At 65.2% G+C, this 25,190-nt stretch carries 23 protein-coding genes; 10 read left to right on the forward strand and 13 right to left on the reverse strand.

Annotated features, from left to right (window positions below; translation table 11 throughout):
* Positions 1 to 226: 226 nt before the first annotated feature.
* The 4 genes from R4P95_RS25725 to R4P95_RS25740 form a co-directional block, all read right to left on the reverse strand.
* Complete coding sequence (locus R4P95_RS25725) at positions 227 to 613, reverse strand: DUF5313 family protein (protein ID WP_109325471.1); 387 nt, start codon at positions 611 to 613, stop codon at positions 227 to 229.
* A 120-nt stretch (positions 614 to 733) separates the two neighbouring features.
* A complete protein-coding gene (locus R4P95_RS25730) occupies positions 734 to 1,495 on the reverse strand; it encodes a MerR family transcriptional regulator (protein ID WP_213575368.1) in 762 nt (253 codons plus the stop codon).
* Between the two features lie 38 nt (positions 1,496 to 1,533).
* The gene (locus R4P95_RS25735; protein ID WP_213575367.1) at positions 1,534 to 3,387 is read right to left on the reverse strand and encodes an AMP-dependent synthetase/ligase; all 1,854 of its coding nucleotides are present in this window, start codon (positions 3,385 to 3,387) and stop codon (positions 1,534 to 1,536) included.
* 66 nt (positions 3,388 to 3,453) lie between these two features.
* Positions 3,454 to 4,755, reverse strand: a complete 1,302-nt coding sequence (locus R4P95_RS25740) for an MFS transporter (RefSeq protein ID WP_213575366.1) — start codon at positions 4,753 to 4,755, stop codon at positions 3,454 to 3,456.
* A 71-nt stretch (positions 4,756 to 4,826) separates the two neighbouring features.
* Between R4P95_RS25740 and R4P95_RS25745 the strand changes: the two genes are divergently transcribed.
* A complete protein-coding gene (locus tag R4P95_RS25745; RefSeq protein WP_317745708.1) occupies positions 4,827 to 5,825 on the forward strand; it encodes a GlxA family transcriptional regulator in 999 nt (332 codons plus the stop codon).
* On the opposite strand, the gene R4P95_RS25750 is transcribed toward R4P95_RS25745, so the two are convergent.
* Entirely contained in the window at positions 5,797 to 6,348 is a 552-nt protein-coding gene (locus tag R4P95_RS25750; protein ID WP_213575363.1) for a GNAT family N-acetyltransferase, read from the reverse strand. The two genes, R4P95_RS25745 and R4P95_RS25750, sit on opposite strands and share 29 nt — an antisense overlap.
* Positions 6,349 to 6,533: 185 nt before the next feature.
* Here R4P95_RS25750 and R4P95_RS25755 point away from each other — a divergent pair, with 185 nt between their 5' ends.
* From R4P95_RS25755 to R4P95_RS25775, 5 genes are all read left to right on the forward strand, one after another.
* Positions 6,534 to 7,895: an MFS transporter gene (locus R4P95_RS25755; protein ID WP_213575361.1), complete on the forward strand. Its 1,362-nt coding sequence runs from the start codon at positions 6,534 to 6,536 to the stop codon at positions 7,893 to 7,895.
* A gap of 47 nt (positions 7,896 to 7,942) precedes the next feature.
* Positions 7,943 to 9,538 carry an aldehyde dehydrogenase (NADP(+)) gene (locus tag R4P95_RS25760; RefSeq protein WP_213575359.1) on the forward strand — a complete coding sequence of 532 codons (1,596 nt, stop codon included), beginning with the start codon at positions 7,943 to 7,945 and terminating at the stop codon, positions 9,536 to 9,538.
* Between the two features lie 25 nt (positions 9,539 to 9,563).
* Positions 9,564 to 10,499 (forward strand): 5-dehydro-4-deoxyglucarate dehydratase, encoded by a 936-nt coding sequence (locus R4P95_RS25765; protein ID WP_213575357.1) that lies wholly within the window; start codon positions 9,564 to 9,566, stop codon positions 10,497 to 10,499.
* Complete coding sequence (locus R4P95_RS25770) at positions 10,499 to 11,770, forward strand: glucarate dehydratase family protein (protein WP_317745707.1); 1,272 nt, start codon at positions 10,499 to 10,501, stop codon at positions 11,768 to 11,770. The genes R4P95_RS25765 and R4P95_RS25770 overlap by 1 nt, the downstream gene beginning before the upstream one ends.
* A gap of 90 nt (positions 11,771 to 11,860) precedes the next feature.
* Complete coding sequence (locus R4P95_RS25775) at positions 11,861 to 12,754, forward strand: LysR substrate-binding domain-containing protein (protein ID WP_213575353.1); 894 nt, start codon at positions 11,861 to 11,863, stop codon at positions 12,752 to 12,754.
* 3 nt (positions 12,755 to 12,757) lie between these two features.
* Here the strand turns inward: R4P95_RS25775 and R4P95_RS25780 are convergent, their stop codons facing one another.
* Positions 12,758 to 13,240 (reverse strand): carboxymuconolactone decarboxylase family protein, encoded by a 483-nt coding sequence (locus R4P95_RS25780; protein WP_213575351.1) that lies wholly within the window; start codon positions 13,238 to 13,240, stop codon positions 12,758 to 12,760.
* 245 nt (positions 13,241 to 13,485) lie between these two features.
* On the opposite strand from R4P95_RS25780, the gene R4P95_RS25785 reads away from it, so the two are divergent.
* The 3 genes from R4P95_RS25785 to katG all read left to right on the forward strand — a co-directional run bounded on the left by R4P95_RS25785 (position 13,486) and on the right by katG (position 16,640).
* Positions 13,486 to 13,824, forward strand: a complete 339-nt coding sequence (locus tag R4P95_RS25785; protein WP_213575350.1) for a histone-like nucleoid-structuring protein Lsr2 — start codon at positions 13,486 to 13,488, stop codon at positions 13,822 to 13,824.
* A 107-nt stretch (positions 13,825 to 13,931) separates the two neighbouring features.
* Positions 13,932 to 14,378, forward strand: coding sequence for a Fur family transcriptional regulator (locus R4P95_RS25790; protein WP_159918509.1), 447 nt, complete (start codon positions 13,932 to 13,934; stop codon positions 14,376 to 14,378).
* A gap of 33 nt (positions 14,379 to 14,411) precedes the next feature.
* On the forward strand, positions 14,412 to 16,640 hold the full coding sequence (katG, locus tag R4P95_RS25795; RefSeq protein WP_317745706.1) for a catalase/peroxidase HPI: 2,229 nt from the start codon (positions 14,412 to 14,414) through the stop codon (positions 16,638 to 16,640).
* Positions 16,641 to 16,720: 80 nt separating this feature from the next.
* Here the strand turns inward: katG and R4P95_RS25800 are convergent, their stop codons facing one another.
* Genes R4P95_RS25800 through R4P95_RS25810 form a run of 3 tightly spaced genes read right to left on the reverse strand, consistent with a single transcriptional unit; the run spans position 16,721 to position 19,285 of the window.
* On the reverse strand, positions 16,721 to 17,557 hold the full coding sequence (locus R4P95_RS25800) for a mycofactocin-coupled SDR family oxidoreductase (RefSeq protein WP_213575347.1): 837 nt from the start codon (positions 17,555 to 17,557) through the stop codon (positions 16,721 to 16,723).
* Between the two features lie 23 nt (positions 17,558 to 17,580).
* Positions 17,581 to 18,324 (reverse strand): SDR family NAD(P)-dependent oxidoreductase, encoded by a 744-nt coding sequence (locus R4P95_RS25805; RefSeq protein ID WP_213575345.1) that lies wholly within the window; start codon positions 18,322 to 18,324, stop codon positions 17,581 to 17,583.
* A gap of 22 nt (positions 18,325 to 18,346) precedes the next feature.
* Positions 18,347 to 19,285, reverse strand: coding sequence for a 3-oxoacyl-ACP reductase (locus tag R4P95_RS25810; RefSeq protein ID WP_213575343.1), 939 nt, complete (start codon positions 19,283 to 19,285; stop codon positions 18,347 to 18,349).
* Between the two features lie 199 nt (positions 19,286 to 19,484).
* On the opposite strand from R4P95_RS25810, the gene R4P95_RS25815 reads away from it, so the two are divergent.
* On the forward strand, positions 19,485 to 20,957 hold the full coding sequence (locus tag R4P95_RS25815; protein WP_213575341.1) for an MFS transporter: 1,473 nt from the start codon (positions 19,485 to 19,487) through the stop codon (positions 20,955 to 20,957).
* Positions 20,958 to 21,011: 54 nt separating this feature from the next.
* Here R4P95_RS25815 and R4P95_RS25820 read toward each other — a convergent pair whose 3' ends face one another.
* The 4 genes from R4P95_RS25820 to R4P95_RS25835 form a co-directional block, all read right to left on the reverse strand.
* Positions 21,012 to 21,497, reverse strand: coding sequence for a nuclear transport factor 2 family protein (locus R4P95_RS25820; RefSeq protein ID WP_317745705.1), 486 nt, complete (start codon positions 21,495 to 21,497; stop codon positions 21,012 to 21,014).
* Positions 21,494 to 22,393 (reverse strand): TIGR03619 family F420-dependent LLM class oxidoreductase, encoded by a 900-nt coding sequence (locus tag R4P95_RS25825; protein ID WP_317745704.1) that lies wholly within the window; start codon positions 22,391 to 22,393, stop codon positions 21,494 to 21,496. The genes R4P95_RS25820 and R4P95_RS25825 overlap by 4 nt, the downstream gene beginning before the upstream one ends.
* Before the next feature lie 837 nt (positions 22,394 to 23,230).
* Positions 23,231 to 24,019, reverse strand: coding sequence for an SDR family NAD(P)-dependent oxidoreductase (locus tag R4P95_RS25830; RefSeq protein ID WP_213575335.1), 789 nt, complete (start codon positions 24,017 to 24,019; stop codon positions 23,231 to 23,233).
* Positions 24,020 to 24,124: 105 nt separating this feature from the next.
* Positions 24,125 to 25,159 (reverse strand): ABC transporter substrate-binding protein, encoded by a 1,035-nt coding sequence (locus R4P95_RS25835; RefSeq protein WP_213575333.1) that lies wholly within the window; start codon positions 25,157 to 25,159, stop codon positions 24,125 to 24,127.
* Positions 25,160 to 25,190: the final 31 nt, after the last annotated feature.

Below are 25,190 nucleotides of genomic sequence, written 5' to 3' on the forward strand. Positions count from 1 at the left end.
CCGCTGGGGTGCTGCGCCTCGGCCTGACGATTACGCAGGTCGGCGAGCTTTCCCGCGGTCGTGTGAATATCGGGCGTAACCGTCGAATCTGTGACTGTCATCTAGAACTGCTTCCCGTCGAGGCTGTCGGAACCTGCGGTCACCCTCAGGGTGCGCGGCTCGTGGGGCTACCACTCGGACGTCGCCACTTTAACGCATTACTTATCGATCGCTCACGTGTGCTGCGTCACTCCACCCCACGGCCATGGCGCTTTTCATAGTCCTCTCGGGTGCGGTCGGCCCGGCGCTGCGCCTTCGCCGTGAGGAGGTCGGGGTCGAGTCCGTGACTGAGAAGACGGTGCCGACGATAGATGTTCATCAACGCGACCGCGAAGTACAACAGCGGGAGCAAGAGCAGCGCCATCATCGCCAAGGGGACCCAGATGGGGCCGGGTATGAGAAGGAACAGCAACAGCACTGCGACGACGGGAAGCATGAACCGAAGGACGTACCGCACGGAGGCGCCGGGACCCACGAGGTCGTTGCGGACCCATTCCTGCATGGAGTCCGGAAGCGTGCGACCGAACAGATACCCGACGTACTGGCTGGGACTGGGACGCTGCGGATCGGCCATGGGTTTCAGAATAGTGCCGACATGCGGAAACGAACTCGACGGCAGCGTGCCGTCGAGTTCGCTCCGTTGTGTCCGTCAGCTGCGCCGCTTACTCGAGCCCGCCACCCCCGCCGTTTCCCGTCACTGCTGCTCGGCGTTCGCGACGATGATGTCGCGAACGAACTGCGCCAACCCGGGCGCGATGTCGTCGTAATGCTGGCGAAAACGATCGTCCGCGACGTACATCTCGGCGAGATTCACGTGCATCGGGTGGTCACAGTCGTAGAACTTCGCGATTCCGGCGCGGTGCTCCTCCGCCAGGGCGTTCGCACGATCCGAGCCGGGTTCGACGCCTTCCGCCATTGCTTCGGCGAGCTTCGCTTCGAGAGCGTCGCCCTCGGCCTTGATGCGCTGCCAGTCCTTCTTGTCGAACTTGGCCGTGCGCTGCTGGGATTGTTTCCACGCGTCGGTGTCGCCCCATCGTTCCTCGGCCTCTGCGGCGTATTCTTCGCCCGGCCAGTCGGCACCGAAAATTTCGTTCTGCTCTTCTGGGGTGAGCTGAATGCCCATACTTTTCGCCTCCATCATCTTCTCCACGGCTGCAGCCATCTCGTGTAAGCGATCGATCCGTTCGCTCAGCAGTTCGTGCTGTCGCCGCAGATGCGCGAGGGCATCCACGTCCGGGTCGTCGAGAAGGGCTGCGATCTCCTCGAGGGGGAAACCCAGCGCCCGATACGTCAGGACGCGGTGAAGACGTTCGACGTCTGCATCCGAGTAGCTGCGGTACCCGCTGGGTGTGCGGTCCGACGGCGTCACCAGGCCGATCTCGTCGTAGTGATGCAGCGTGCGCACACTCACTCCGACCAGCTTGGCGACGACGCCTACCGTGTGTTTCTCGCTCACGTCTCTACCGTGGGGCCTGACGCCGCGTGAGGGTCAAGTCAGTTGTAGAGATCCTGGAGTTCGTCGGAGAAGTTGTTCATCACAACCTTGCGCTTGAGTTTCATGCTCGGCGTGATTTCGCCGTTCTCGACGGTCAGTTCGCGATCGAGAATCCGGAACTTCTTGATCTGCTCCCACCGGTTGAGTCCGGCGTTGAGCTCTTCGACATAACCGCCGATCAGGTTGCGTGTCTCCTGTGCCTGCGCGATCTCGGAGAACGACTTGTCGCCCATACCGTGATGTTTCGCCCACTCGCCGATGGCCTCGGCGTCGAGGGAGATGAGCGCGACACAGTACGACTTGCCCTCACCGTCGACGATCAGCTCGCCGACGTAGGGGCAGATCCCCTTGAAGGTGGAGGCCACCGCGGACGGTGCCACGTACTTGCCGTTGGACGTCTTGAACATGTCCTTCTTGCGGTCGGTGATCCGCAGGTAGCCGTCTTCGTCGATCTCACCGATGTCACCGGTGCGGAACCAGCCGTCCTCGGTCAACGCCTCCGCAGTCGCCTCCGGGTTCTCGTGATAGCCGCTCATCACGCCGGGGCCCTTGATCAGAATTTCACCGTCTTCGCCGATCTTCGTCTCGGTTCCGGGGATAGCCCAGCCGACCGTTCCGAAGCGGTAGGCCGACGGCCGGTTGACGAAGGATGCCGCGCTGGTCTCGCTGAGTCCGTAACCCTCGAGAACTTTGATGCCGACGGCGTCGAACCATTGGGCGACATCACGATTGAGCGCAGCGGATCCGGAGATGAAGAATTTCAGGCGCCCACCGAACCGCTCGCGAATCGTGCTGTACACCAATCGATCTGCGAGTGCATGCTGCACCGACTCGAGAAGGGATGGGCTCTTTCCTGCCTGTTTGGCCCTGGACACCGCGAGGCCGACCCCGATGGCCCAGTCGAAGATCTTCGCTTTCACGCCGCCCTCTTCCTGGACGGTGGAGACGATGCGGGCATAGGCCTTTTCGAAGATCCGGGGAGCGGCGCCCATGAAGGTCGGGCGCACTACCGCAAGATTCTCGACGATCTTGTCGACCCGTCCGTCGACCGCGGTGGCGAACCCGATCTGCAGTGGCAGGACGAGCAGCACCTTTCCGAAGACGTGCGAGAGTGGTAGCCACAGATACTGCAGGTCGTCGGGATCGAGCAGGCCGGTGGAGTCGATCGCGGCCGCGACATAGGTCCACGCCGAATGCGGAAGACGCACGCCTTTCGGCTTCCCGGTGGTCCCGGACGTGTAGATGAGGGTGGCCAGATCATCCGGCTTGATCGCATCGATCCGCTCGTTCACCGCATCCGGCTTCTCGGCCAGCAGTTCGGCGCCGAGGTCGTGTAACTGCTCGAACGTGATCACCCAGTCGTCGCCTTCGCCGGGTGTGCCGTCGATCAAAACGACCTTCTCGACATCCGTGAGCTCAGTGCGATTGTCCCGCAGCTTCGCCAGCTGCGAGTCGTCCTCGGCGATGACGACACGGCTCCCCGAGTTGGCGACGATGTAGGCCACATCGGGAGCGGTCGTCGTGGGATACACCGTGGTGGTGGCGGCGCCGGCGCACATCACCGCGAGGTCGGCCAGCACCCATTCGTAGCGGGTGGCGGAAGCCAGCGCCACGCGCTGCTCGGCCTGCACCCCGAGCGAGATCAGGCCGGCGGCGAGGTTGCGCACACGATCACCGGCCTCGGACCAGGTGACGCTCACCCACTCGTCGCCGTTCCCGGGTCGGATGTAGCGGAACGCCTCGTGACTCGGCGATGTGGCTACCCGATTGATGAACATTGCGGCCACCGACGGGGCCCGATTCTCGATCTTGGACTGGTCGACGACCTCGTCCGATGCGCGTTGAGCTGCCATACATGGATCTTAGGAAGCGAGGCGGTGTCGAGGAGGCGGATTCGCCCAGGCCGCGCAACCGTGACCTCAGGCGATCGCGCGCGGCGTCTTCGCGACGATGGCCAGCGACATGACAGCGGCGATCGCACACAGACCCCCGGCCACGTAGAACGCGGCGTCGTATCGACCGAACTCGTCGCGCACAAACCCTGCCAGAAACGCGACGATGCCGGCCCCGATCTGGTGCGAGGCCAGCACCCAGCCGAACACGATCGGCGCATCGGCGCCGAAGTGCTTGCGGCAGAGAGAAACTGTCGGGGGCACCGTGGCCACCCAGTCGAGGCCGTAGAAGATGACGAACGCGATCATCGGCGGGTGAACGGTGCCCGCGAAGAGGATCGGCAACAGCATCAAAGAGATGCCGCGCAACAGGTAATAGATGCCGAGCAGCTTGCGCGAATCGAACCGGTCGGTGAACCACCCCGACGCGATGGTTCCGACGACGTCGAAGATTCCGATGACGGCGAGCAGGCTCGCCGCCGCGGTGGTCGGCATGCCGTGATCGTGTGCGGCGGGCACGAAATGGGTGCCGACCAGCCCGTTGGTGCTTGCACCACAGATCGCGAAGGTGCCCGCCAACAGCCAGAAGACCCGAGTGCGGGCCGCGGAGAGCAACACGGTGACGGCCCGGCCCGCAGCGCCGCCGCGTCCAGTCGGTGCGGGTGGTTCCGCGAGGTAGTCGGGCCCTGCTCCGTACGGCACCGTACCGACATCCGATGGCCGGTTGCGGAGAAACATCAGCACCAGCGGGACGACGGCGAGGGCCGCGAACGACACCGTCAACGCCACCGTCTGCCAGTTGTATCGCTCGGCGAGCACGGCGAGGATCGGCAAGAACACCAGCTGTCCAGCCGCGCTGCCGGCGGTGAGAATGCCCGTGACCAGACCGCGCCGCGCCACGAACCAGCGATCGACCACGGTGGCGACGAACGCGAGCGCCATCGAACCAGTGCCTAAACCGACGAATACACCCCACAGGAGCACCAGCTGCCAGGTGGCGGTCATGAAGATGGTCAGCCCACTGCCGGCAGACACGAGGACGAGCGCCGCCGTCACAACCCGGCGCATGCCGAACCGCTCCATCAGAGCTGCGGCAAACGGTGACGTCAACCCGTACAGCACCAGGTTGATCGACACCGCCGAGGAGATGCTTGCCCGCGACCAGCCGAAGTCCTCGTGCAGCGGGTCGATGAGGATGGACGGCGCAGCACGGAAACTTGCCGCCCCCACCAGAGCGAGGAAAGCGACCATCGCCACCAGCCAGGCGTAGTGCAGGCGGGGCGGGGCTATTCGGGCCTGGGGTGCCGGGGGCGCGATGTCGGACGTCACGACGGTAAGTCTGCGGGACGGCGTCCCGCCGGAAAAGTTGCCGGAATGCCAACATGTGAAAGAATCTGGCCATGGTCGAACGTCATCGGGTGGTCGTGCTCGCCTTGGACGGTGTGATTCCGTTCGAACTCGGCATCCCCTCGCGCGTCTTCGGCCGGGCGCACGACGCGAATGGCAATGCGCTGTACGAAGTACAGACGTGCACGGCCGACGGCCGACCGGTGCGGTCGGACGCGGACTTCTCGATATCCGTCGATCACGGGCCAGAGCTGCTGGCCGAGGCGGACACGGTCGTGATCCCCGCGTCGTATGAATTGGGCCCCGCCTACGACGGCCATCTGCCGCCGAAGATCGAGGCGGCACTCGCGTTCGTCCGGCCCGGCACCCGATATGTCTCCATTTGCACCGGCTCCTACATCCTCGCCGCAGCGGGTCTCCTCGACGGTCTGCGCGCCACCACCCACTGGCGCAACACCGAGCACTTCCAACGGACGTACCCGCAGGTCCGGGTCGATCCCGACGTCCTGTTCGTCGACGAGGGACAGGTCCTCACCTCGGCGGGCGTCGCCGCCGGACTCGACCTCTGCCTCCACATCCTGCGCCGAGACCACGGCTCCGACCTGGCAAATCAAGTGGCGCGCCGATGCGTCGTCCCGCCGTGGCGCGACGGCGGGCAGGCGCAGTACATCGAGAGGCCGATTCCGGCAGCCGGTGCGGAGTCCACCGCGGTCACTCGTAACTGGGCTTTGGAGCGGCTGGGGGAATCGTTGACGCTGACCCGGATGGCTGCACACTCCAACATGAGCGTTCGCACCTTCACCCGGCGGTTCGGTGAAGAGGTCGGCACCACCCCCAACCGCTGGTTGATCACCCGCCGGGTCGACCGCGCCCGGCAACTCCTCGAGACCACCGACCTGTCCGTCGACGTCATCGCCCGGGAGGTCGGTTTCGGGACGACGGCGTCCTTGCGCCAGCACATGGGTGCCGTCCTCGGTGTCCCACCGTCGGCCTACCGCAAGACGTTCCGCGGTCGCCGCAGCCTCATACCGAGCGCAAATCCAGCCTGCTGATGTAGTGGGCCCCGTCGTCTATGGGGTTGTCGGGCGGGAGGTAGCCCGCTCCGACGCGGCGGAAGCCGGCCTTCTCGAGTGCCCGCCAGGACGCACGATTCGGTACGACGACGGGAACGATGATTGCTGTCGCGTCGGGTGAGTCCGCGCGGCACTTGTCCACGAACGCGGTGATCATCGCAGTGCCCACGCCGCGGCCGATGAGTTCCGGGTCGCCGATGAAGTAGTCGATCGACAAGCTCCCGTCCGGTACCTCGACGAGTGCCGTGAGCAGTGCGAGGTCTTCCGGGTAGTCGGCGAGGTGATACCGCTGGATGAATCCCAGAGGACGGCCACCGCGCAGGACCAGGAAATCCTCGCATGGTTCGGTGCCGTCGATACTTCCCCCGAAGTCGCGCTCGATATCGGCGTCCGATGTCTCGTGGTTCCAGAAACGTCCGACGTGGGGTTCGCGTAGCCATTTCTGCAGCTGGGGGAAATGGTCCCGGGTCGTACGGAGAAACTCGAAGTCGGAGGCTGCCACGCAGGCGACGCTACCAAGGGATCGTCGCCGGCCATCAGTTCAATATGAGCATTGATCACGACTTTTTTTGACTTGGACATGTATCGAACGCGGCTCTAGCGTGGCTTTATGACTCAGGTCACGCCGGTGAACCAGCGTGCACCGGGTAGCCCAGTCGTTACACCAGAACCCGAGAGGAGTCACCGATGACCCTCCCCCTCGCCGTCTCCCCGGCGGTCGACAGTGCGGTATCGAAGATCTTCCGCCGCGTCGTGCCGTTGTTCATCGTGATGCTGATTTGCAATCAGCTCAACCGGTCGAACATCGGTTATGCGCAGACTCACCTCGAGGCCGATGTCGGCATCGGCGCCGCAGCCTACGGTTTCGGTGCGGGTGTCTTCTTCATTGCCTATGCGATCTTCGAACTGCCGTCGAACGTGCTCATGGAGAAGTTCGGCGCCAAGGTGTGGCTCACCCGCATCATGATCTCGTGGGGCCTGGTGTCCGCGGCGATGGCGTTCGTCAACGGTCCGGAGATGTTCTACGTCCTGCGGTTCCTCCTCGGTGTCGCCGAGGCCGGCTTCTTCCCGGCGATCATCTTCTACTTCACCCGCTGGCTGCCGAACAACCACCGCAGCCGCGCTACGGCACTGTTCATTGCGGGGTCCTCCATTGCTGCCGCGATCTCGGGACCGCTGTCCGGACCGCTGCTGTCCCTCGACGGGCTCGGTGGGCATCATGGCTGGCAGTGGATGTTCGCGCTGGAGGGACTGCTGTCGGTGGTCGTCGGGTGCATCGCCTACCGATTGCTCGACTCGAAGATCGACGACGCGAAGTGGCTCACCGGCGTGGAGAAGCACGATCTGCAGGCCGTCATAGCCGAGGAGGACGTGCTGCGCAGTAAGGCGTCGGTGAAGCGTGGCGAGTCGGGTTCGCGCTGGAAGCTGCTTCTGCAGCCGCGGATCCTGGTGTGCTGCGGCATCTTCTTCGCGATCACCATGGCGATCTACGCCAACACGTTCTGGCTTCCGTCGATCATCCGCCGTATCCCGGGTACCAACGACGTCACCGTCGGGCTGCTGTCGTCGCTGCCCTGGATCTGCGCGATCTTCGCGATGTACTTCTCCAACCGCTCGGCCGACCGCACCGGAAGGCACAAGCCCTACCTCGTCGCCGCGCTGCTCATCGGCGGTGTGGGCACGATGGCCGCCGCGTTCGTCACCCCGTGGCTGGCGCTTCCGCTGCTGTGCGTTGCGACGATGGGATTCAAGAGCGCGAGCCCGCTGTTCTGGTCGATCCCGCAGCGCACGCTGCACCCCATGGTGCTGGCACCGGCGATCGCAATCATCAACTCGCTCGGCAACCTGGGTGGCTTCGTCGCCCCGTTCGGCTTCGGGGTGATCAAGGAACAGACCGGCACGGTGACGATGGGCCTCGTCGTGCTGTCGCTCTTCGCCCTCGCCGCCGCCGCAGCGGTGACGTACTTCCGGCGTGACAAGGAAGACATCGACGACGTCGCGAACCTGGCCGAGGTGGGCTCCGCCGAGTCAACCGTGGCAGCGAAATGACCTCTCACCGGCACATACGAAACGCAGAGAACTAGAGGACCCACATCATGACAGCAACGGTGAACCGGACCGACGTGACCGGACAGATGATCATCGCGGGCAAGCCCGTGCAGGGTTCGGGCCCGACGATCCACGGCATCAACCCCGCCACCGGCGAGCGGCTGGAACCGGGTTTCGCGCACGGGGCCGAGCGGGACGTCGAGGCAGCCTGCGCAGCGGCCGACGCGGCATTCGCGCCGTACCGCGCAACGAGCAGCGAGGACCGCGCCCGGTTCCTCGAGGCGATTGCCGACAACGTCGAGGCCCTCGGCGACACGCTCGTCGCCCGGGCGTGTGCCGAATCCGGACTTCCGCAGGGCCGCATCACCGGTGAGGTGGGCCGCACGTCCGGACAGCTGCGGTTGTTCGCCGGCGTCCTCCGTGACGGTGGCTGGAACGGTGCCCGCATCGACCCCGCCCAGCCCGACCGCACCCCGCTGCCCCGGGCAGATATCCGCCAGCGCAAGGTCCCGCTCGGACCCGTTGCGGTGTTCGGCGCGAGCAACTTTCCTCTGGCGTTCTCCGTCGCCGGTGGCGACACCGCGTCCGCGCTGGCGGCGGGCTGCCCCGTCGTCGTCAAAGCCCACGACGCACACCCGGGTACCTCCGAACTGGTCGGACGGGCCATCACGGACGCCGTCGCGAGCACGGGTATGCCGGCGGGAACCTTCTCGCTCCTCTACGGTGCCGGTCCCGAGCTCGGCACGGCACTGGTGAAGGACTCCCGGATCAAGGCGGTCGGATTCACCGGATCACGTTCCGGTGGAACCGCTCTGGTGGCGGCGGCCGCGGGGCGGCCGGAACCGATCCCGGTGTACGCGGAGATGAGCTCGATCAACCCGGTGTTCCTCCTCGAGAACGCACTCGCCACCCGCGGCGCCGACCTCGGTCGCGCATTCGTCGCGTCCCTGACGCTCGGCTCCGGTCAGTTCTGCACCAACCCCGGACTCGTCATCGCCGTCGACGGTCCCGGCCTGGCCGCGTTCGTCTCGGCCGCGAATGCGGCCGTCGCCGAAACTGTGCCGACGCCGATGCTCACCCCGGTCATCGCCGGCTCCTACGCCGACGGGGTTGCCGCCCTCGAGGGCACTGCCACCGTGGAGGCCCGCGGCGCCGAGTCGGACGCACCCAATTCGTGCCGGGCGGCACTCTTCAGCAGCGACGCCGACACGTTCCTGGGCTCGGACGTGTTGCAGCAGGAGGTGTTCGGGGCCTCCAGCCTGGTCGTCAAGTGTCGCGATGCCGAGCAGGTGCGCGCCGTGGCGGCGAGGCTCGAAGGTCAACTGACCGCGACCGTCCACGCAGACGAGGAAGACCTGGACGAGGCCGGACGCCTGCTGAGCGTTCTCGAACTCAAGGCCGGCCGAATCCTGTTCGACGGCTGGCCCACCGGGGTGGAGGTCGGACACGCGATGGTGCACGGCGGTCCCTACCCCGCGACATCCGACTCGCGCACCACGTCGGTGGGATCGCTGGCGATCGAACGCTTCCTGCGACCCGTTGCCTACCAAGATGTTCCGCCATCGTTGCTGCCCACCGCCGTCGCCGACGGCAACCCCGAACAGTTGTGGCGTCGTATCGACGGCCGCCTCACCCAAGACTGACATCGTCTCGTAAAAGGAGAAACCCATGCTCGACGGAGTCCTGTTCTTCCCCGTCACACCGTTCACCGAATCCGGTGACGTCAACTACGACCGGCTCGCCGAGCACGTCACCAAGGGGGTGGATGCCGGACCCGGCGGCGTCTTCATCGCCTGCGGCACCGGCGAATTCCACGCCCTCGGACTCGAGGAGTTCGGCAGGATCGTGGCCACGGCCGTCGACGCGGTCGGGGGACGGGTCCCGGTGTTCGCCGGTGCGGGCGGCTCGATCGCGCAGGCGAAGGAATTTGCGACGAGCGCCAAGGCCAATGGCGCCGATGGCATCCTGTTGCTCCCGCCCTACCTCGTGACTATGCCGCAGGCCGGATTGGTGGACTACACCCGCGCGGTCGCAGACACCACCGACCTGCCCCTCATCGTCTACAACCGCAGCAACGCCCGTTTCGACGAGGCGTCCGCCGTCGCGGTGGCCCAGTTCCCCACCGTCATCGGCCTGAAGGACGGGACCGGTGACCTGGACAAGGTCGCGCGTATCGTCCACGCCGTGAAGGACGCGCTCGCACCGTCGGGTAAGCAGTTCCTGTTCTTCAACGGCATGCCCACGGCAGAAATCTCCCAGCAGGCGTACCGGGCCATCGGTGTCACGCTGTACTCGTCGGCGACCTTCGCGTTTGCACCAGAACTGGCTCTCGGTTTCTACGATGCACTCGAATCGGGCAACGAGGAACTCACCGACGCGCTGCTCCGCAGCTTCTTCCATCCTCTGGTCCGCCTGCGCGATCAGGTGCCGGGTTATGCGGTGTCACTCGTCAAGTTCGGCGTCACCATGGAGGGCCTCGAAGCCGGGCCGGTGCGCCCGCCGCTCGTGCAGCCGAGCGAGGCTCACAAGCGGGAACTGGCCCAGATCACCGCTGCCGGACGGGCAGCGCTCGCCGACGCTTTCGCGGTTCAAGCGGTGCGCTGATGTCCTCGGAACCCATCCGCATCACTGGTGCCCGCATCACACCGGTCGCCTTCGTGGATCCGCCGCTACTCAACACGGTCGGCGTGCATCAACCGTATGCGCTCCGTGCGATCATCCAACTCGACACGGACAGCGGCCTCGTCGGGTTGGGTGAGACCTACGCCGATACCGCGCACCTCGCTCGACTCCAGGCTGCCGCCGAGTCCATTACCGGACTCGACGTGTTCTCGCTGAACGCCATTCGGGCGGTGATCGACGCGAAGATTGCCACGCTGTCGATCACCGGCGGTGACGGAGTCGCCGGGATGATCACCACCGCCAGTACGACCGATCGGGTGTTCTCCCCCTTCGAGGTGGCGTGCCTCGACGTGCAGGGCAAGGCGCTCGGCCGGCCGGTGTCCGATCTGCTCGGCGGCAAGGTGCGCGACACGGTGCCCTTCAGTGCTTACCTCTTCTACAAGTGGGCCGGGCACCCCGGTGCCCGCCCGGACGAGTGGGGTGAGGCGCTGGACCCGGACGGACTGGTGCGTCAGGCACAGAAGATGATCGGCGAGTACGGTTTCGAGGCGATCAAGGTCAAGGGTGGGGTGTTCTCACCGGACGAGGAGATCGCCGGCATCAAGGCGCTGTGCGCCGCGTTCCCGGATCTTCCGTTGCGGCTCGACCCCAACGCGGCGTGGACCGTCGACACCTCGGTCCGGGTCGCCTCGGAACTCGACGGCATCGTCGAGTACTTGGAGGATCCGACGCCGGGCCTCGACGGCATGGCCGAAGTCGCGCGTGAGGCGAAGATGCCGTTGGCCACGAACATGTGCGTCGTCGCGTTCGATCAGCTGAAGCCTGCCGTGTTGAAGGATTCTGTGCAGGTCGTGCTGTCGGACCATCATTACTGGGGTGGCCTTCAGCGGTCGCGGTTGCTCGCCGGCATCTGCGACAACTTCGGCCTGGGACTGTCGATGCACTCGAACTCGCACCTGGGCATCAGCCTGGCCGCGATGGTGCACCTCGCCGGGGCCACGCCGAACCTCACGTACGCCTGCGACACACATTGGCCGTGGAAGACGGAGGACGTGGTCAAGCCCGGCGTGCTGAAGTTCGTCGACGGCACGGTCGCGGTGCCGACGACGCCGGGATTGGGCGTCGAGATCGACGAGGACGCGCTCGGCGCACTGCACGAGCAGTACCTCGACTGCGGGGTTCGCGACCGCGACGACACCGGGTACATGCAGTCGATCGATCCGGCTTTCGAGAACACCTGCCCACGCTGGTGAACCGGGTGACCGTCGATCCGGGGTGCACGTGCGCAGGTCCGCTACATTGTTCGGACGAGCGCCCCGGTTCGACGGCAGAGGAGTAGGTCGATGTTTTCCCTTGCGCGGCTGTCGTGCTTCATCGCCGTCGCGGAGGAGTTGCATTTCGGGCGGGCCGCGGAACGGCTCCACATGACTCAGCCTCCGCTGAGCCGGCAAATTCAGCAGCTCGAAAGTGAACTGGGCGTGCAGCTGATCGACCGCACCAGTCGATCGGTCACGCTGACCGCCGCGGGAACGGCGTTCCTGCCCGACGCGCGCCGCATCCTCTCCCTGTCGGAGAGCGCGGTACTGACGGTGCGGCGGGTACCCGCGGGTGATCTGGGAACTGTGGTCGTCGGGTTCACCGGCGCCTCGGCCCACGCGGTGCTACCGCGACTGCTCGAGGCCGCCCGCGACACTCTTCCCGATGTGAAGATCGATCTCCGTGAAATGGTGACGTCAGTGCAGATCGATGCTCTCACCAGCGGTGAATTGGACCTCGGACTGATCCGGCCCATTCTCACCCGGCCCGGAATAGACACCCGGCCTATTCACCACGAGAACCTCGTCGCCGCGCTCCCGCAGGGACACCCGCTGGCCGAGCAGGACCACCTGACCGTGGAGGACTTCGACGATCAACCCGTCGTCATGTATTCACCCGTCGATGCGCGGTATTTTCACGAACTGCTGATCAGCACCTTCACCATCGTCGGAGCGTCGCCGCGGTACGTGCAATACGTGACGCAGGTTCATACGATGCTCGTCCTCGTGCGTTCCGGTCTGGGAATGGCACTGGTGCCGGAATCTGCGCAGACAATGCATCCCGAGGGTGTGGTGTTCCGGCCGGTCACCTCGGTGCGGGATCGGCCCGTGCAAATGAACGCCGCCTGGCGCGCGGACAACCGCAACCCCGCACTGCAGCGGATAATGAAAGACGTTCTGCCGCAGAATGAATGGAATTGACGATCAGAGCGTGAGCCGACAGCTCTGACCGATGTCGAGCACCCGCAGCACGCGGCCGGTTCCCAACCACAGCGCGCACGACAAGGCGAGGTCGGTGAGAAGTTCGTCGGAGAAGTGTTCATGACACCGCCGCCAGAAATCCTCGTCTTCGCGTAGCGCGGTGTGGTCGGTGGCGAATCGGTAGGCGAACTCGGCCGCCGTCCGCTCCCGCTCGCCGTATCCCGGCCACGACTCCCACTCGAGGACGTGATCGTAGAAGTGCTCGTCGATACCGGCGTCCGGCCCACCGCCGTCCCGAGCCCCGCGGCACACCGCGCACTCGTTCGCCACGGCGATCGCCATCCGTGCAATCTCCCGTACGCGCAACGGTAACCGGTTCCGGTTGTACACGGCATCGGTGAAGCCGCCCAGTGCCTTACCCAGCTCCGGTGAAGCCGACAACCAACCAGCCAGGTCATCGTCGCTGTAGCTACCCACTCGGCTCATTCCCGAATGCTACAGCGAACGGCGCGCGAGACGATAGAGTTGACACAGGTTCTATTCTTTCCGTCACTCCGGCACAGGGGGTGAGTCTCCTGGAGATCCCGTCGACCCCCGCCCTGTGTCTGTCACGCCCTCAGCCGGGAGATGCGCGGCGGACCGATTCCTCGAACCGGGACGAAGCCGGACCGGGAAACCGCGTGTGGGCAGTAGTGTCTTGTGGGCTGTAACCAGATCAAAAGGAGTTCAGGGTGGCGAAGAAAGTGGTCGTGGAATTGGTCGACGACATCGACGGGAGTCTGATCGAGGTCGGGAAGGGCGAGCACATCACCTTCTCGGTCAACGGTGTCGACTACGAGATCGACCTGAAGACGAAGAACGCCAGAGAGTTCCTGCGCACCATGGACTTCTACATCGAGCACGCCACCCGGGTCGACGGCCGGAAAGGTCGGTCCACCGCGAGCGCGAAGCCGCGCGGCCGTGCCCAGGCGAGTACGGTCCGCGAGTGGGCGGCGGAGAACGGGTACGACATTTCCTCGCGAGGCCGCATTCCCGCAGAGGTGCAGGAAGCGTTCGACGCAGCGCATTGACGAGCGACAGCCGAGATCGAGGCGAAGTAGTCGCTGTTCCGGAGAAGTAGTGCATCTGGTTATCCAAAATCGTGACTGATTCCAGAAAAGTGCGTCATAGTAGTGAGGTGCCCTCGACGCGGGATTACGAAGTGCAGTTGCGTGCAGCCCAGCTACGCGTGACTCGCCCTCGCCTGGCGGTGCTGGATGGCGTCCGCGAGCATCCGCACGCCGACACGGAAACTATTTTCGACGCCGTGCGAACGCACCTACCAGGAGTTTCCCGGCAAACTGTGTACGACGTTCTGCATGTGCTCACCGACGTGGGCTTGGTGCGGCGGATCGAGCCGTCCGGCTCCGTCGCACGCTACGAGTTGCGTGTCGGTGACAATCACCATCACGTCGTGTGCCGGGCGTGCGGGGTTATCGCCGACGTCGACGGCGCCGTCGGCGAGGCGCCCTGCCTGACTGTGTCCGACGACGGCGGTTTCGTCGTCGAGGAGGCCGAGGTCATCTATTGGGGTCTGTGCCCCGACTGCTCGACATCACACACTTCGCGAAAAAAACCGCGATAACAGCCCGATCTACTCGCTCCTGGAAGGAATGCTGTGTCCGATAGCTGCCCGGTCGCTCATGACGGCAACACTCAGAGCACCAGTGAAAGTGAAAACCCCGCAATCCCGTCCCCCACGGTCAAAGAGCATCGTCCGAGGACGAACCGCGACTGGTGGCCCAACCAGCCGGAACTGTCAGTGCTGCACGCACACTCGTCGAAATCCAACCCGATGGGCGCCGACTTCGACTACGCCGAGGAGTTCGCCAAGCTCGACGTCGAGGCGCTCAGGCGAGACGTCATCGATCTGATGACGACCTCGCAGGACTGGTGGCCTGCCGACTACGGCCACTACGGTGGGCTCTTCATCCGAATGAGCTGGCACGCTGCCGGCACCTACCGCATCGCCGACGGTCGCGGCGGTGGCGGGCAGGGTGCCCAGCGCTTCGCCCCGCTCAACAGCTGGCCCGACAACGCGAGCCTCGACAAGGCGCGCCGGCTGCTGTGGCCGGTCAAGCAAAAGTACGGCAAGCAGATTTCCTGGGCGGATCTGCTCGTCTTCGCCGGTAACTGTGCCCTCGAGTCGATGGGGTTCAAGACTTTCGGATTCGGCTTCGGCCGCGAAGACGTCTGGGAACCAGAGGAAGTGTTCTGGGGTCCGGAAGACACCTGGCTCGGCGACGAGCGTTACAGCGGTGATCGCGAACTGTCCGGTCCGCTCGGGGCCGTGCAGATGGGTCTGATCTACGTGAACCCGGAGGGACCGAACGGGCAGCCGGATCCGCTGGCAGCGGCCCGCGACATCCGGGAGACGTTCGCCCGCATGGCGATGAACGACGTGGAGACCGCCGCACTGATCGCCGGAGGCCACACCTTCGGTAAGACACACGGCGCAGGTGACGCCGACCTGGTCGGTCCGGAACCGGAAGCCGCCCCGATCGAGCAGCAGGGCTTGGGCTGGAAGAGCGCATTCGGCACCGGCGTCGGCAAGGACGCGATCACCAGCGGCCTCGAAGTCGTGTGGACCCCCACCCCGACGAAGTGGGACAACAGCTTCCTGGAGACGCTGTACGGCTTCGAGTGGGAGCTCACCAAGAGCCCCGCCGGTGCCTGGCAGTGGACCGCCAAGGACGGCGCGGGTGCGGGCACGATCCCGGACCCGTTCGACTCGTCGGCGGGACGCAACCCCACGATGCTCACCACGGACCTCTCGTTGCGCATGGACCCCACCTACGAGAAGATCACTCGGCGTTGGCTCGATCACCCGGAGGAGTTCGCCGAGGAGTTCGCCAAGGCGTGGTACAAGTTGCTGCACCGCGACATGGGACCTGTCACGCGCTACCTCGGCCCCTGGGTTCCGGAGGCGCAGCTGTGGCAGGACCCGGTTCCGGCGGTCGATCACCCGCTCATCGGTGACAGTGAGATCGCTTCGCTGAAGGGCAAGATCCTCGATTCGGGGCTGTCCGTTTCCCAGTTGGTGTCCACCGCCTGGGCGTCGGCGGCAACCTTCCGCGGCACCGACATGCGGGGCGGCGCCAACGGAGCGCGGATCCGGCTCGAGCCGCAGAAGAACTGGGAGGTGAACAACCCCACCGAGCTGTCGACGATCCTGCAGACCCTCGAGCAGATCCAGCTGGACTTCAACTCGTCGCAGTCCGGCGGGGTGAAGGTGTCACTCGCGGACCTGATCGTCCTGGCCGGTACCGCGGCTGTGGAGAAAGCGGCGAAGGCCGCCGGCCACGACATCACGGTCCCGTTCACTCCCGGGCGCACGGATGCGTCGCAGGAACAGACCGACGCGGAAACGTTCACCGTGCTCGAGCCGAGGGCAGATGGGTTCCGCAACTACCTGCGAGCGGGCGAGAAGTTGCCGGCCGAGGCCCTCCTGGTCGACCGGGCTTACATGTTGAATCTGACCGCTCCGGAGATGACGGTTCTCGTCGGTGGCTTGCGGGCCCTGAACGCGAACTTCGGCCGAACCGAGCACGGCGTCTTCACCGACCGGCCCGAGGTGTTGACCAACGACTTCTTCGTCAACCTCCTCGACATGGGTACCGAGTGGAAGGGATCCGCCTCGGCCGAGAACGTCTACGAGGGCAGTGACCGGGTCACCGGTGAGACCAAGTGGACCGCGACCGCCGTCGACCTCGTCTTCGGTTCCAACTCGCAGCTGCGTGCTCTCGCCGAGGTCTATGCCGCCGCCGACGCGCAGCAGAAGTTCGTGCAGGACTTCGTCGCTGCGTGGAACAAGGTGATGAATCTCGACCGGTTCGACCTCGCCTGAATCTCAGACGAACCGCATACGGCACCCCGTGAGCTGACTCCGCTCGCGGGGTGCCGTGCGTGCCGTCGCGCCGTCGGCGGTCAACCCGTGACGCGAGCTGCGTTCCCGGCGTCGACGGGCAGGACGATGCCGCTGATGTGTTCGCTGCCCTCCGCGGTGAGGAACAGGACGACGCGGGTGATCTCGGCGGGGTCGAGCCACGCCACGGGCTGGGCGTGCAGGCTGCGGAAGACCGGTGCGACATCGTCGGATCCGGGATTGTCGAGGTCGGGCCGCATCATCCGGTACAGGGAATCGTTGTGGATCATGGGAGTCGAGATATTGCCGGGGGCAACCGCATTGACGGTGATCCCGTGCGGTGCGAGGTCGAGCGCCGCACTCTTGGTAAGTCCGATGACGCCCCATTTGGATGCGGCGTAGGCGGCCATGTTGGCATTTCCGGCCCGCCCCAGCATGGAGGAGACGGTAACGATGCGCCCGTATCCCCGGCGGATCATCCCCGGGGCCACCGCTCCGACGGTGTTGAAGACGCCGGTCAGGTTGGAACCGATGGCCTCGGACCACTGCTCCTGGGTGAGGGACTGGACGGGTGCGGCCACGGACACGCCGGCATTCGCCACGGCAATGTCGATTCGTCCCAGTTCGGATTCGGCTCGTGCGACGAGCGCGTCCATGGCGCTTCGGTCGGCGGTATCCAGTATCGCTGTGATGCAGCGACGTCCGGTCGACCGCACCAGTTCCGCGGTCTCGTCGAGATCGGCCTCGGTGGCGAGGGGGTAGCCGACCACCGGGCTGTCCGAACACCGATCGCACAGGACGATGTCTGCGCCGCGTTCGGCAAACTCCACCGCGTGGCTACGGCCCTGGCCGCGGGCTCCGCCGGTGATCAGGGCGACTCGGCCATCGAATCGATCCATCGTTCTCTCCTTGTCCGGACGTACTACCGCAGCTTGATGCTGCCGCCGTCCGCCATCAATGTCTGGCCGGTCATGTACCGCGAATCGTCGGTAGCGAGGAACACCGCCACGGGCGCGATGTCCGTCTCGGGGTCGCCGATGCGCTGCAGGGGAACCTTCGCCACGGAGGCCGCCGCGCGTTCGGGAAACGCGGCCTGCCACGCGAGGACTCCTTCGGTGGCCGCGAACGGACAGATCACGTTTACTCGGATCCCGTCGGCCGCCCACTCGTTGGCGGCCACGCGGCTCACGCCCCGGATCGCTTCCTTCGCCGCGGCGTACGACGTCTGGGTGGGCATGCCGTCCAGGCCGGACCCGGACGCAAAGTTGATCACCGAACCTTTCGCCGACTTCAGTTGCGGGTAGCACGCTTGCATCAGGTGCACCACGGGATAGAACCCGGTCTGGAAGGAAAGGTCGAACATGTCTTGGGTATGGTCCACCAGCAGTGCCTGGCGCGACGCGTGCGCGTTGTTGACCAGAACATCCACGGACCCGAACGCGTCGACTGCGGCGTCGCGGATCTGGTCGGCGGACTCCCGCCGGGCGATGTCGACGTTCAGGAAGCGGGTGGCCGCGCCGAGTTCCTTCTCGAGAGCCGTGCCGCGTTCGTCGTCGATGTCCACGAAGAGAACGTTGGCGCCCTCACGGACGAAGACCCGGGTGATGGCTCGTCCGATCCCGCCCGCGCCGCCCGTCACGATTGCTGTCTTGCCCTGCAGTCTCATGGTGTTCCTTTGCGCGTTCGGGTCAGACACCTACGGTCGCGGCGGTGGCCAGCGCCGCCTTCTCGAGCTCCGCCACGCTGAACGCGGCGTAGTTCTCGTACGGTCCGCGGCCTGCGAAATAGGGAGTCAGAAGTCCTTCGAGCTCCTCGGGTGAGAAGGCGGATCCCGCTGCATCGAAGCGATTCTCGACCTTGGGTGCCGCCATCAAGGCGACCATCTTGCCGTAGACAACGAAGACCTGCCCGTTGATCTCGCCCGAGGCGGGGGAGGCCAGGTAGTGGACGAGTGTGGCGACGCGTTCGGGCGAGAGGGGATCGGGTCCGGCGTCGCCGGCGGTATTCGCCCCGAAGGCGTCGGCCGTCATCGCAGTCCGGGCGCGCGGGCAGATGGCGTTGGCGCGCACTCCATATCGCGAGAGTCCCTGCGCCGTCGACAGGGTGAGCGCGGTGATCCCGGCCTTGGCCGCCGAATAATTGGGTTGGCCGGCCGAACCGAAGAGGAAGGCCTCGGACGACGTGTTGATCACACGTCCATACACCGGGCCTCCGGCGGTCTTGCTCGCTTCGCGCCAGTGCACCGAAGCCGCGCGCGACGTGGCGGCATGCCCTTTGAGGTGAACGCGAATGACGTCGTCCCAGTCGGATTCGGACAGGTTGAAGATCATCTTGTCGCGAAGGATCCCGGCGTTGTTGACGAGGATGTCCATCGATCCGAAGGTGCCGACTGCTTCCTGGACGAGGCGTTCTCCCAGCCTCCAGTCGGAGACGTCACCCGTGACCGCAATCGCCTGACCTCCGGCAGTCGCGATCTCCTCCGCCACGGTGTGTGCATTGTCGCCCATGTCGTTGACGACGACGGCGGCCCCGGCCGCGGCGAGGGCGAGGGCTTCGGCGCGGCCCAGTCCCGCACCGGCGCCGGTGACGACGGCAGTGCGTCCAGCCAGGTTCAGCGATTCCGTCATGCGTACTCCTCATGTAGAAAATTAGATTTCATTCTAGTTCTAACGTATGGGAGCACCGCATGTCACTACTCGAAGCGAAGTTTTGACAAGAATGATTTCTACTTTCCGCGAGGTCTCGCTCAGTGGGAATTGTGGTCGAGGTCACTGACGCGCATGCCAGGTTGAGCGTGCTGATCCTCTCGAAACACCGGAGCCTCATATGAACCACATTCCCCTGTCCCCAGGCGAGGCGGAGCGCGCACCGCTCTCGCGCGGGAAGTCGTACGCCCTACTGGCCTTGATCATTCTCCTGGTCGAAGTCATCCCCCTCGCCTACAACTTCGTCACCCCGGCACTGCCCGAGATTTCGAAGCACTTCGGAACTGCGAACGTCGGCTGGGTGATCACCATCGTCACGCTCATGCTCGCCGCCTCCACCCCGCTCGTCGGCAAGCTCGGTGACATCTACGGCAAGAAGCGGATGATGCTCGTGTCGGCCGCGGTGTTCGGTGCCGGGTCGTTGCTGGGCGCTCTGGCCCCGAACTTCGAACTCTTCCTGGTCGGCCGGGGGCTCCAGGGCGCGGGCATGGCCATTCTCGTCCTGGCCTACGGCTTGATCCGCGATATTCTGCCGCCCGCAATCATTCCCGTGGCGGTCGGATTCATCGCTACCGGCATGGGCGCCAGCACCATCCTCGGACCCATCATCGGCGGCTACCTCATCGATCACTTCGGTTATACGGGGGTGTTCTGGGCGCAACTGCTCCACGTGGCCGTGGTGGGGATTGCGGTCGCAATCTTCGTTCCCGAGACCACGTTGCGGACTCGCTCCAAGCTGGACGTACTCGGGGCGCTCATTCTCGGAGCCGGGGCGTTTCTGCTGCTGTTCGGTATCGGTAAGGCGTCCACCTGGGGATACACCTCGCCGCAGACGCTGCTCTTCCTCGGCGGGGGCCTCGCCGTCCTGGCCGGTTGGCTGGTCTACGAGCGCACCCCGAAGGAACCTCTCATCGATCTGCAGATGCTGCGGCACCCGCCCGTCGCGAAGACGTTGGCCGCCAGCGGTTTCGTCCAGTTCGTCCTGGTCAGCCACTCGATGCTGATCCCGATGTTCGTGATGACCGACCCCGACCTGGGGCTAGGGTACGGATTCGGCGCGACCGCACTTGCCGTCGCGATCTACACGGTGCCCACCGGCGTGGTGTCGATGATCGCGGGACCGGTGGGCGGGTACTTCACGCGTCGCATCGGCCCGGCTCCGGTTCTGGTGTTCGGCGGATTTGCGCTCGCCCTCGGGTCATTCCTACTTGCGACGCTGCATGATTCGACTCTTCAGCTGATGTTCGGGCAGTTGGTCATCGGACTCGGGCTGGGCTCCGCGTCGGCGACGCTCCCCAACCTGATCATGCGCACGGTGCCCGCCGAGACCCAGGGTATCGCCGGCGGGATGCTCAATCTGTCCGGTTCGCTGGGCAGCGCGATCGGCAGCCAGGTGATGATCACCATCCTCGCGATCCCCGGAGTGATGCTCGTGGGTCGTGCCTCGCACTTCCCGGAACAGGGTTTCGTGTACGCCTTCTTCACCCTCGCTGTCGCGGGTGTGCTCGCCGGAATCATGGGACTCCTGCTGACCCGCAACAGGATCGACCGTCCCACTGACGTCGCGGTACCGAAGTCCGAGATGGTGGCCTGACCCTGCCACCGACCGCGGGGCCCGCACTATGTGCGGGCCCCGCGGTCGTCTGGATCAGCTGAGGACGCCGGCGGCGAGCAGGGCCCGTGCCTCCTCACGCCCGTCGAGGAGCCGATTGGTCCGGCGGGTCACCTTCCACACGCCGTCGATCTTGGCGAGCTCCCAGCGGTTGGCCGTGATCCGGTGTACACGGAATCCGTCTTCGTCGCGAATGATCAACTGGGACTTACAGGTCGCCACCGCGGTGTCCCCATCGACCCGGATGTGTCCGGGCTCGAGCATGTGCGCGCAACCGCCGCCGATCCAGCCCTGGTGTGCCTGCGACTGCACCATCGCAGTGATGGCTGCGTGTCCGCGCAGCACGCCGGTGTCCACGTCGTACACACCGTCCTCGGTCCACAGCCGGGCCACCGCCTCGGCTGAGCCGCTGTCGATGGCGGGACCGTAGGCGGTCATCAATTCGAGGATCGCGAGCTTGTCCTCGAGCACGGCGACCCGTCCGAGGAGAGACTGGAGAAGTTGTTTTTCGGAGTCGGTCACGGATGTGTCCTGTCGTCGGGGGAAGAACTTCGGAAAGTGAGGCCGAGCTCGTCGCCGAGCTGCCGGAGGGCGCCCAGTTGCTCGCAGTAATGTCCGGCCCCGGTGGAGGCGAGGGTCGTGCTGACGATCGTGGTGCCGGCGTCGCGGCGTCGTTCGAGGGCGCGGCGCACGGTATCGGGATTACCGATCGGGTCGAGTGGTGCCCCAGCGCTGAGAACCACCTCGAAGCCGCCGGGTAGGTCGACCTTGCCGAGGAGTGCGCACAGTTCGTCGAGCGACAGACCGAACGGGACCCAGCCGTCACCGAAGGCGACCGCGCGCCGCAGAGAGCGGAGCGTGCGCCCGCCCACCCACAGCGGGACCCGTGGTTGCACGGCGTGCGGTTCCACAACCACGTCCTCGAAATCGTAGAAGGCGCCGTGATACTCCGGCCGGGAACGGGACAGCGACGCGCGCAGGGCGGCGAGGGCGTCGTCGGCGCGGGGTCCGCGGTCGTCGAAGTGGGCGCCGAGCAGGGCGAACTCCTCACGCAGGCTGCCTACGCCGAGACCGAGAACCAGGCGGCCCCCGCTGACGGCGTCGAGCGTGCCGTACCGCTTGGCGATCTCGAGCGGGTGGTGATAACCGAGCACCAGGACCTGTGTGGCGAGCCGGATGCTGCTCGTCCGTGCGGCGAGAAAGCCGAGGGTGGCGAGCGGGTCCCAGTACGTGGCGCCGCGCTCGGCCGCAACATCGATGGGCACAGCCACGTGCTCACTGCAGGTGAGGTGGTGATAGCCGAGGCGATCCGCCGTTTCGGCTATCCGCGTCAATTCCTCGATCCCGGCGGCGGCCTCCCACTCCGCTACGACGGCGGGATGCTGGACGACGATGGGCGGCGCGATTCCTATGTGCATCTGCTTCGGTACTCCGTTGTAGGGGGATCGGTCCTGTCGGGGGATCGGTGTCCTCACCGTTGTAGTGGAGCTTCCGGCGCGGGGGTCGAGGCATTCCCGGTGACCGGACGCGGTGCCCCGTTGGTATTCGCATGTGTGGCGAGTAACGAGGCGGGCCATTGTCGGGGTTGCCGAGACTCGAGTGCATATCAGCCACATAGGTAACAGAGGACGAAACGCATGCGTCATCGGCCCAGACCGCTCTGCGCGGCAACCGTTCTCGCTAGATCTTTCCGAGTCCGCGGCGGGTGAAGCGGGACTCGGTTGTGTGCTGTGACGACAGGACACCCTCGCGAGGGATACGCGCGTCCTGGTCGGTGCGGACACGCTCTCTCGAGCGGACACTCCGCTGCCCAGCGGCAACCGGCTCGAATGCCCTAGGTGTAGTCGTCGTCGACGTGCGCAAAGTCCTCCGGCGAGAGTTCCCGACGTGTCGCTGCCCCGAAAATCGCCGATGCGAGCGCAGCGACGCGGAAGACCCCGCCGGCCCTCGGAAGGAGGGCAACTTCACGATATCGGTGCCGTATATGCTCATGGCTTCTTCTCTGGCGCGAGCGCACAGGCACCGATCCGGCGACGTCTCTGACATGGGTCAATAGGCTCGCCATCGAGTCACTTGTTTCCAGGAACCGCAGATTTCCGGCCGGGCGACGCGACCTCGGCGATCATGAAATGGTCTCGGTGGGCGGGTAGGTCGGTCAGATGACCCGATTTGGGGTGGTGATGGCGAAACTTCCGATGGGAGAATGCCGAGCCGGACGGTCTGTTACGGCTGTGGGGTTTGCTGTCGTTATGTTCTCAGACCGTGAAGCGACCACCGTTGCTCAACAGCACCGCGCCGACCACATTGGCTGCAGCGTCCGACGCCAGATAGAGGATGTTGTCGGCAATCTCTTCTGGTGTTGCGTAACCGCGGGCGCCACTCTTCGCCATCGTCTCCCGTAGATGTGCCGGGGTACGGCTGGCCATGCCGGTGTCCACCGGGCCGGGAGCTACGGTGTTCACGCGGATCCCGAATGGGGCAACCTCCTTGGCCACAGACTGACTCAGCGCGTGGACCCCGGCTTTGGATGCTGAATAGTGCGGGTAGCCGATGAGTGTGTCGAAGCCCGTCGACGAGCCGATCGTCACAATCGCTCCGCTTCCAATCGGTTTCATTGCGCGTACGGCCTCACGCAGAACGAAGAACGTTCCGTCGAGGTTGATGGACATGATTCGCCGCCAGTCGTCATCCTCGAGGTGCGCGAGGATATCGATCGGTTCGCCCTTCTCTGCGGCGTCGTACATGCGTTGCTTGCTCGTCGGATCATCGACGCCGGCGGCATGAACCACCACGTCGATCCGACCCTGGGCCGCTACGACTAGTCCGAAGGCGGTGGCGACCGCGGCCGAATCGCTGACGTCGAGGCTGATGGCCTGTCCCACGTCGATTGTGGCGGCTACAGCCTCGGCTGCGTCCTTGTTCACGTCACATAGATAGACGGCGAGGGCACCGCGATCGGCGAGCGCTCGGGCGGTTGCTGCGCCGATGCCGGATCCGGCGCCGGTTACGACGGCGATTTTTCCCGCGAATTGATTGTCGGTCATCAGTTTTCTTTCGGTTGGGGCCGGATCCTGGAAGTTCGGGACCTGGGCGCACGAACCCGCGTGTTGCCGGTGGTGAGAGCAGCACGCGGGGGAGCGAGCGCAGCTTCAGCTGAAGGTCTTCTCGAGTTCATCGCGGTAGCGTTGTGCACCATCGCCAGTGGTCACCTCGACGTTCTGGTCGGGGACACCCTGTGCGCGAGCCAACGATCCTTCGATGTCGGGTAGCACGGAGCTGTACCCGACAGAGGTGGCAGCCTGACCCGGCTGGCTCACCATGAAGTTGGCAAGGACTTGTGCGGCATTCGGGTGGGGCGACGTGCCCAGTGCGAACCCATACCACTTGGCACCCCAGATATGCTCACCGGCAGCCCACTCGACCGGCGCGCCGGCTTCCTTGTTGGGCAGCATCGGGTCTGCCATGAGCCCCGCGGAGATCTCACCGGAGGCGATCGCCTGGGCAAGCGGCTGATTGCTGGGATAGATGCGCGGATTCTGGTCTGCGATCTGTTCCAGCACTTTACGTCCGCCGTAATACTTTTCGATGTGTGAGTAGTAATCGAGGTATGTGGGCGACGTGGCGGGGTTCACGATGCCGATCTTGCCTTTCAGCGCCGGATCGAGGAAATCCTGAGGCGTCGAGATACCGCTCGGCAACAAGGACGTGTTCCAGCCGAATCCGAGGAGGACTGCTCCCTCGAGGAAGAAGCGGTCGGCAATGATGCTGGTGTCGCGCTCGTATTCTGGGTTGTCGAAGTTCGGACCGATCAGCTTGCCCGCAGCGTCGGTGTCTTTGTTGGCATCCATCCAGGAGACGTCGGTGATGACGGCGACGTCTCCAATGCCTTTGCCGGACTTGCTTTCGGCATCGACCTTGGACAGTAGGTCGGCGTCGACACCACGAACGACTTCGAGATCGATCGCCGGATAGGCGGCTTCGAATGCCGTCTCGAGTGCCGCGAGGCGCGGTGCGGCCTGCGTCGAATAGATCGTCACCTTGCCTTCCTCGTTCGCCGCGGCGATCACGTCGTCCCAGGAACCCGAAACCGGCTCGGATGTACCCGACGAGCCGCTACCGCACGCGGTCAGCGTGAGGGCGGCAACAGCCGCTGTCACCGCTGCGCGGATGCACTTGTGTTTCATGTCTGGTCCTTCCTGGACTGAAGTCAATTCA

Source organism: Rhodococcus sp. IEGM 27 (genome assembly GCF_033142305.1).
Lineage (GTDB): Bacteria > Actinomycetota > Actinomycetes > Mycobacteriales > Mycobacteriaceae > Rhodococcus_F > Rhodococcus_F oxybenzonivorans.

Excerpts from the sequence above, each read along its gene's own strand:
- R4P95_RS25780 (WP_213575351.1), bottom strand. The coding sequence starts at position 13,240 with ATGAGCCGAGTGGGTAGCTACAGCGACGATGACCTGGCTGGTTGGTTG.
- R4P95_RS25725 (WP_109325471.1), bottom strand. The coding sequence starts at position 613 with ATGGCCGATCCGCAGCGTCCCAGTCCCAGCCAGTACGTCGGGTATCTG.
- R4P95_RS25810 (WP_213575343.1), bottom strand. The coding sequence starts at position 19,285 with ATGACGGAATCGCTGAACCTGGCTGGACGCACTGCCGTCGTCACCGGC.
- R4P95_RS25760 (WP_213575359.1), top strand. The coding sequence starts at position 7,943 with ATGACAGCAACGGTGAACCGGACCGACGTGACCGGACAGATGATCATC.
- R4P95_RS25835 (WP_213575333.1), bottom strand. The coding sequence starts at position 25,159 with ATGAAACACAAGTGCATCCGCGCAGCGGTGACAGCGGCTGTTGCCGCC.
- R4P95_RS25770 (WP_317745707.1), top strand. The coding sequence starts at position 10,499 with ATGTCCTCGGAACCCATCCGCATCACTGGTGCCCGCATCACACCGGTC.
- R4P95_RS25805 (WP_213575345.1), bottom strand. The coding sequence starts at position 18,324 with ATGAGACTGCAGGGCAAGACAGCAATCGTGACGGGCGGCGCGGGCGGG.
- R4P95_RS25755 (WP_213575361.1), top strand. The coding sequence starts at position 6,534 with ATGACCCTCCCCCTCGCCGTCTCCCCGGCGGTCGACAGTGCGGTATCG.
- R4P95_RS25825 (WP_317745704.1), bottom strand. The coding sequence starts at position 22,393 with ATGCACATAGGAATCGCGCCGCCCATCGTCGTCCAGCATCCCGCCGTC.
- R4P95_RS25815 (WP_213575341.1), top strand. The coding sequence starts at position 19,485 with ATGAACCACATTCCCCTGTCCCCAGGCGAGGCGGAGCGCGCACCGCTC.
- R4P95_RS25775 (WP_213575353.1), top strand. The coding sequence starts at position 11,861 with ATGTTTTCCCTTGCGCGGCTGTCGTGCTTCATCGCCGTCGCGGAGGAG.
- R4P95_RS25800 (WP_213575347.1), bottom strand. The coding sequence starts at position 17,557 with ATGGATCGATTCGATGGCCGAGTCGCCCTGATCACCGGCGGAGCCCGC.
- R4P95_RS25830 (WP_213575335.1), bottom strand. The coding sequence starts at position 24,019 with ATGACCGACAATCAATTCGCGGGAAAAATCGCCGTCGTAACCGGCGCC.
- R4P95_RS25735 (WP_213575367.1), bottom strand. The coding sequence starts at position 3,387 with ATGGCAGCTCAACGCGCATCGGACGAGGTCGTCGACCAGTCCAAGATC.
- R4P95_RS25765 (WP_213575357.1), top strand. The coding sequence starts at position 9,564 with ATGCTCGACGGAGTCCTGTTCTTCCCCGTCACACCGTTCACCGAATCC.
- R4P95_RS25745 (WP_317745708.1), top strand. The coding sequence starts at position 4,827 with ATGGTCGAACGTCATCGGGTGGTCGTGCTCGCCTTGGACGGTGTGATT.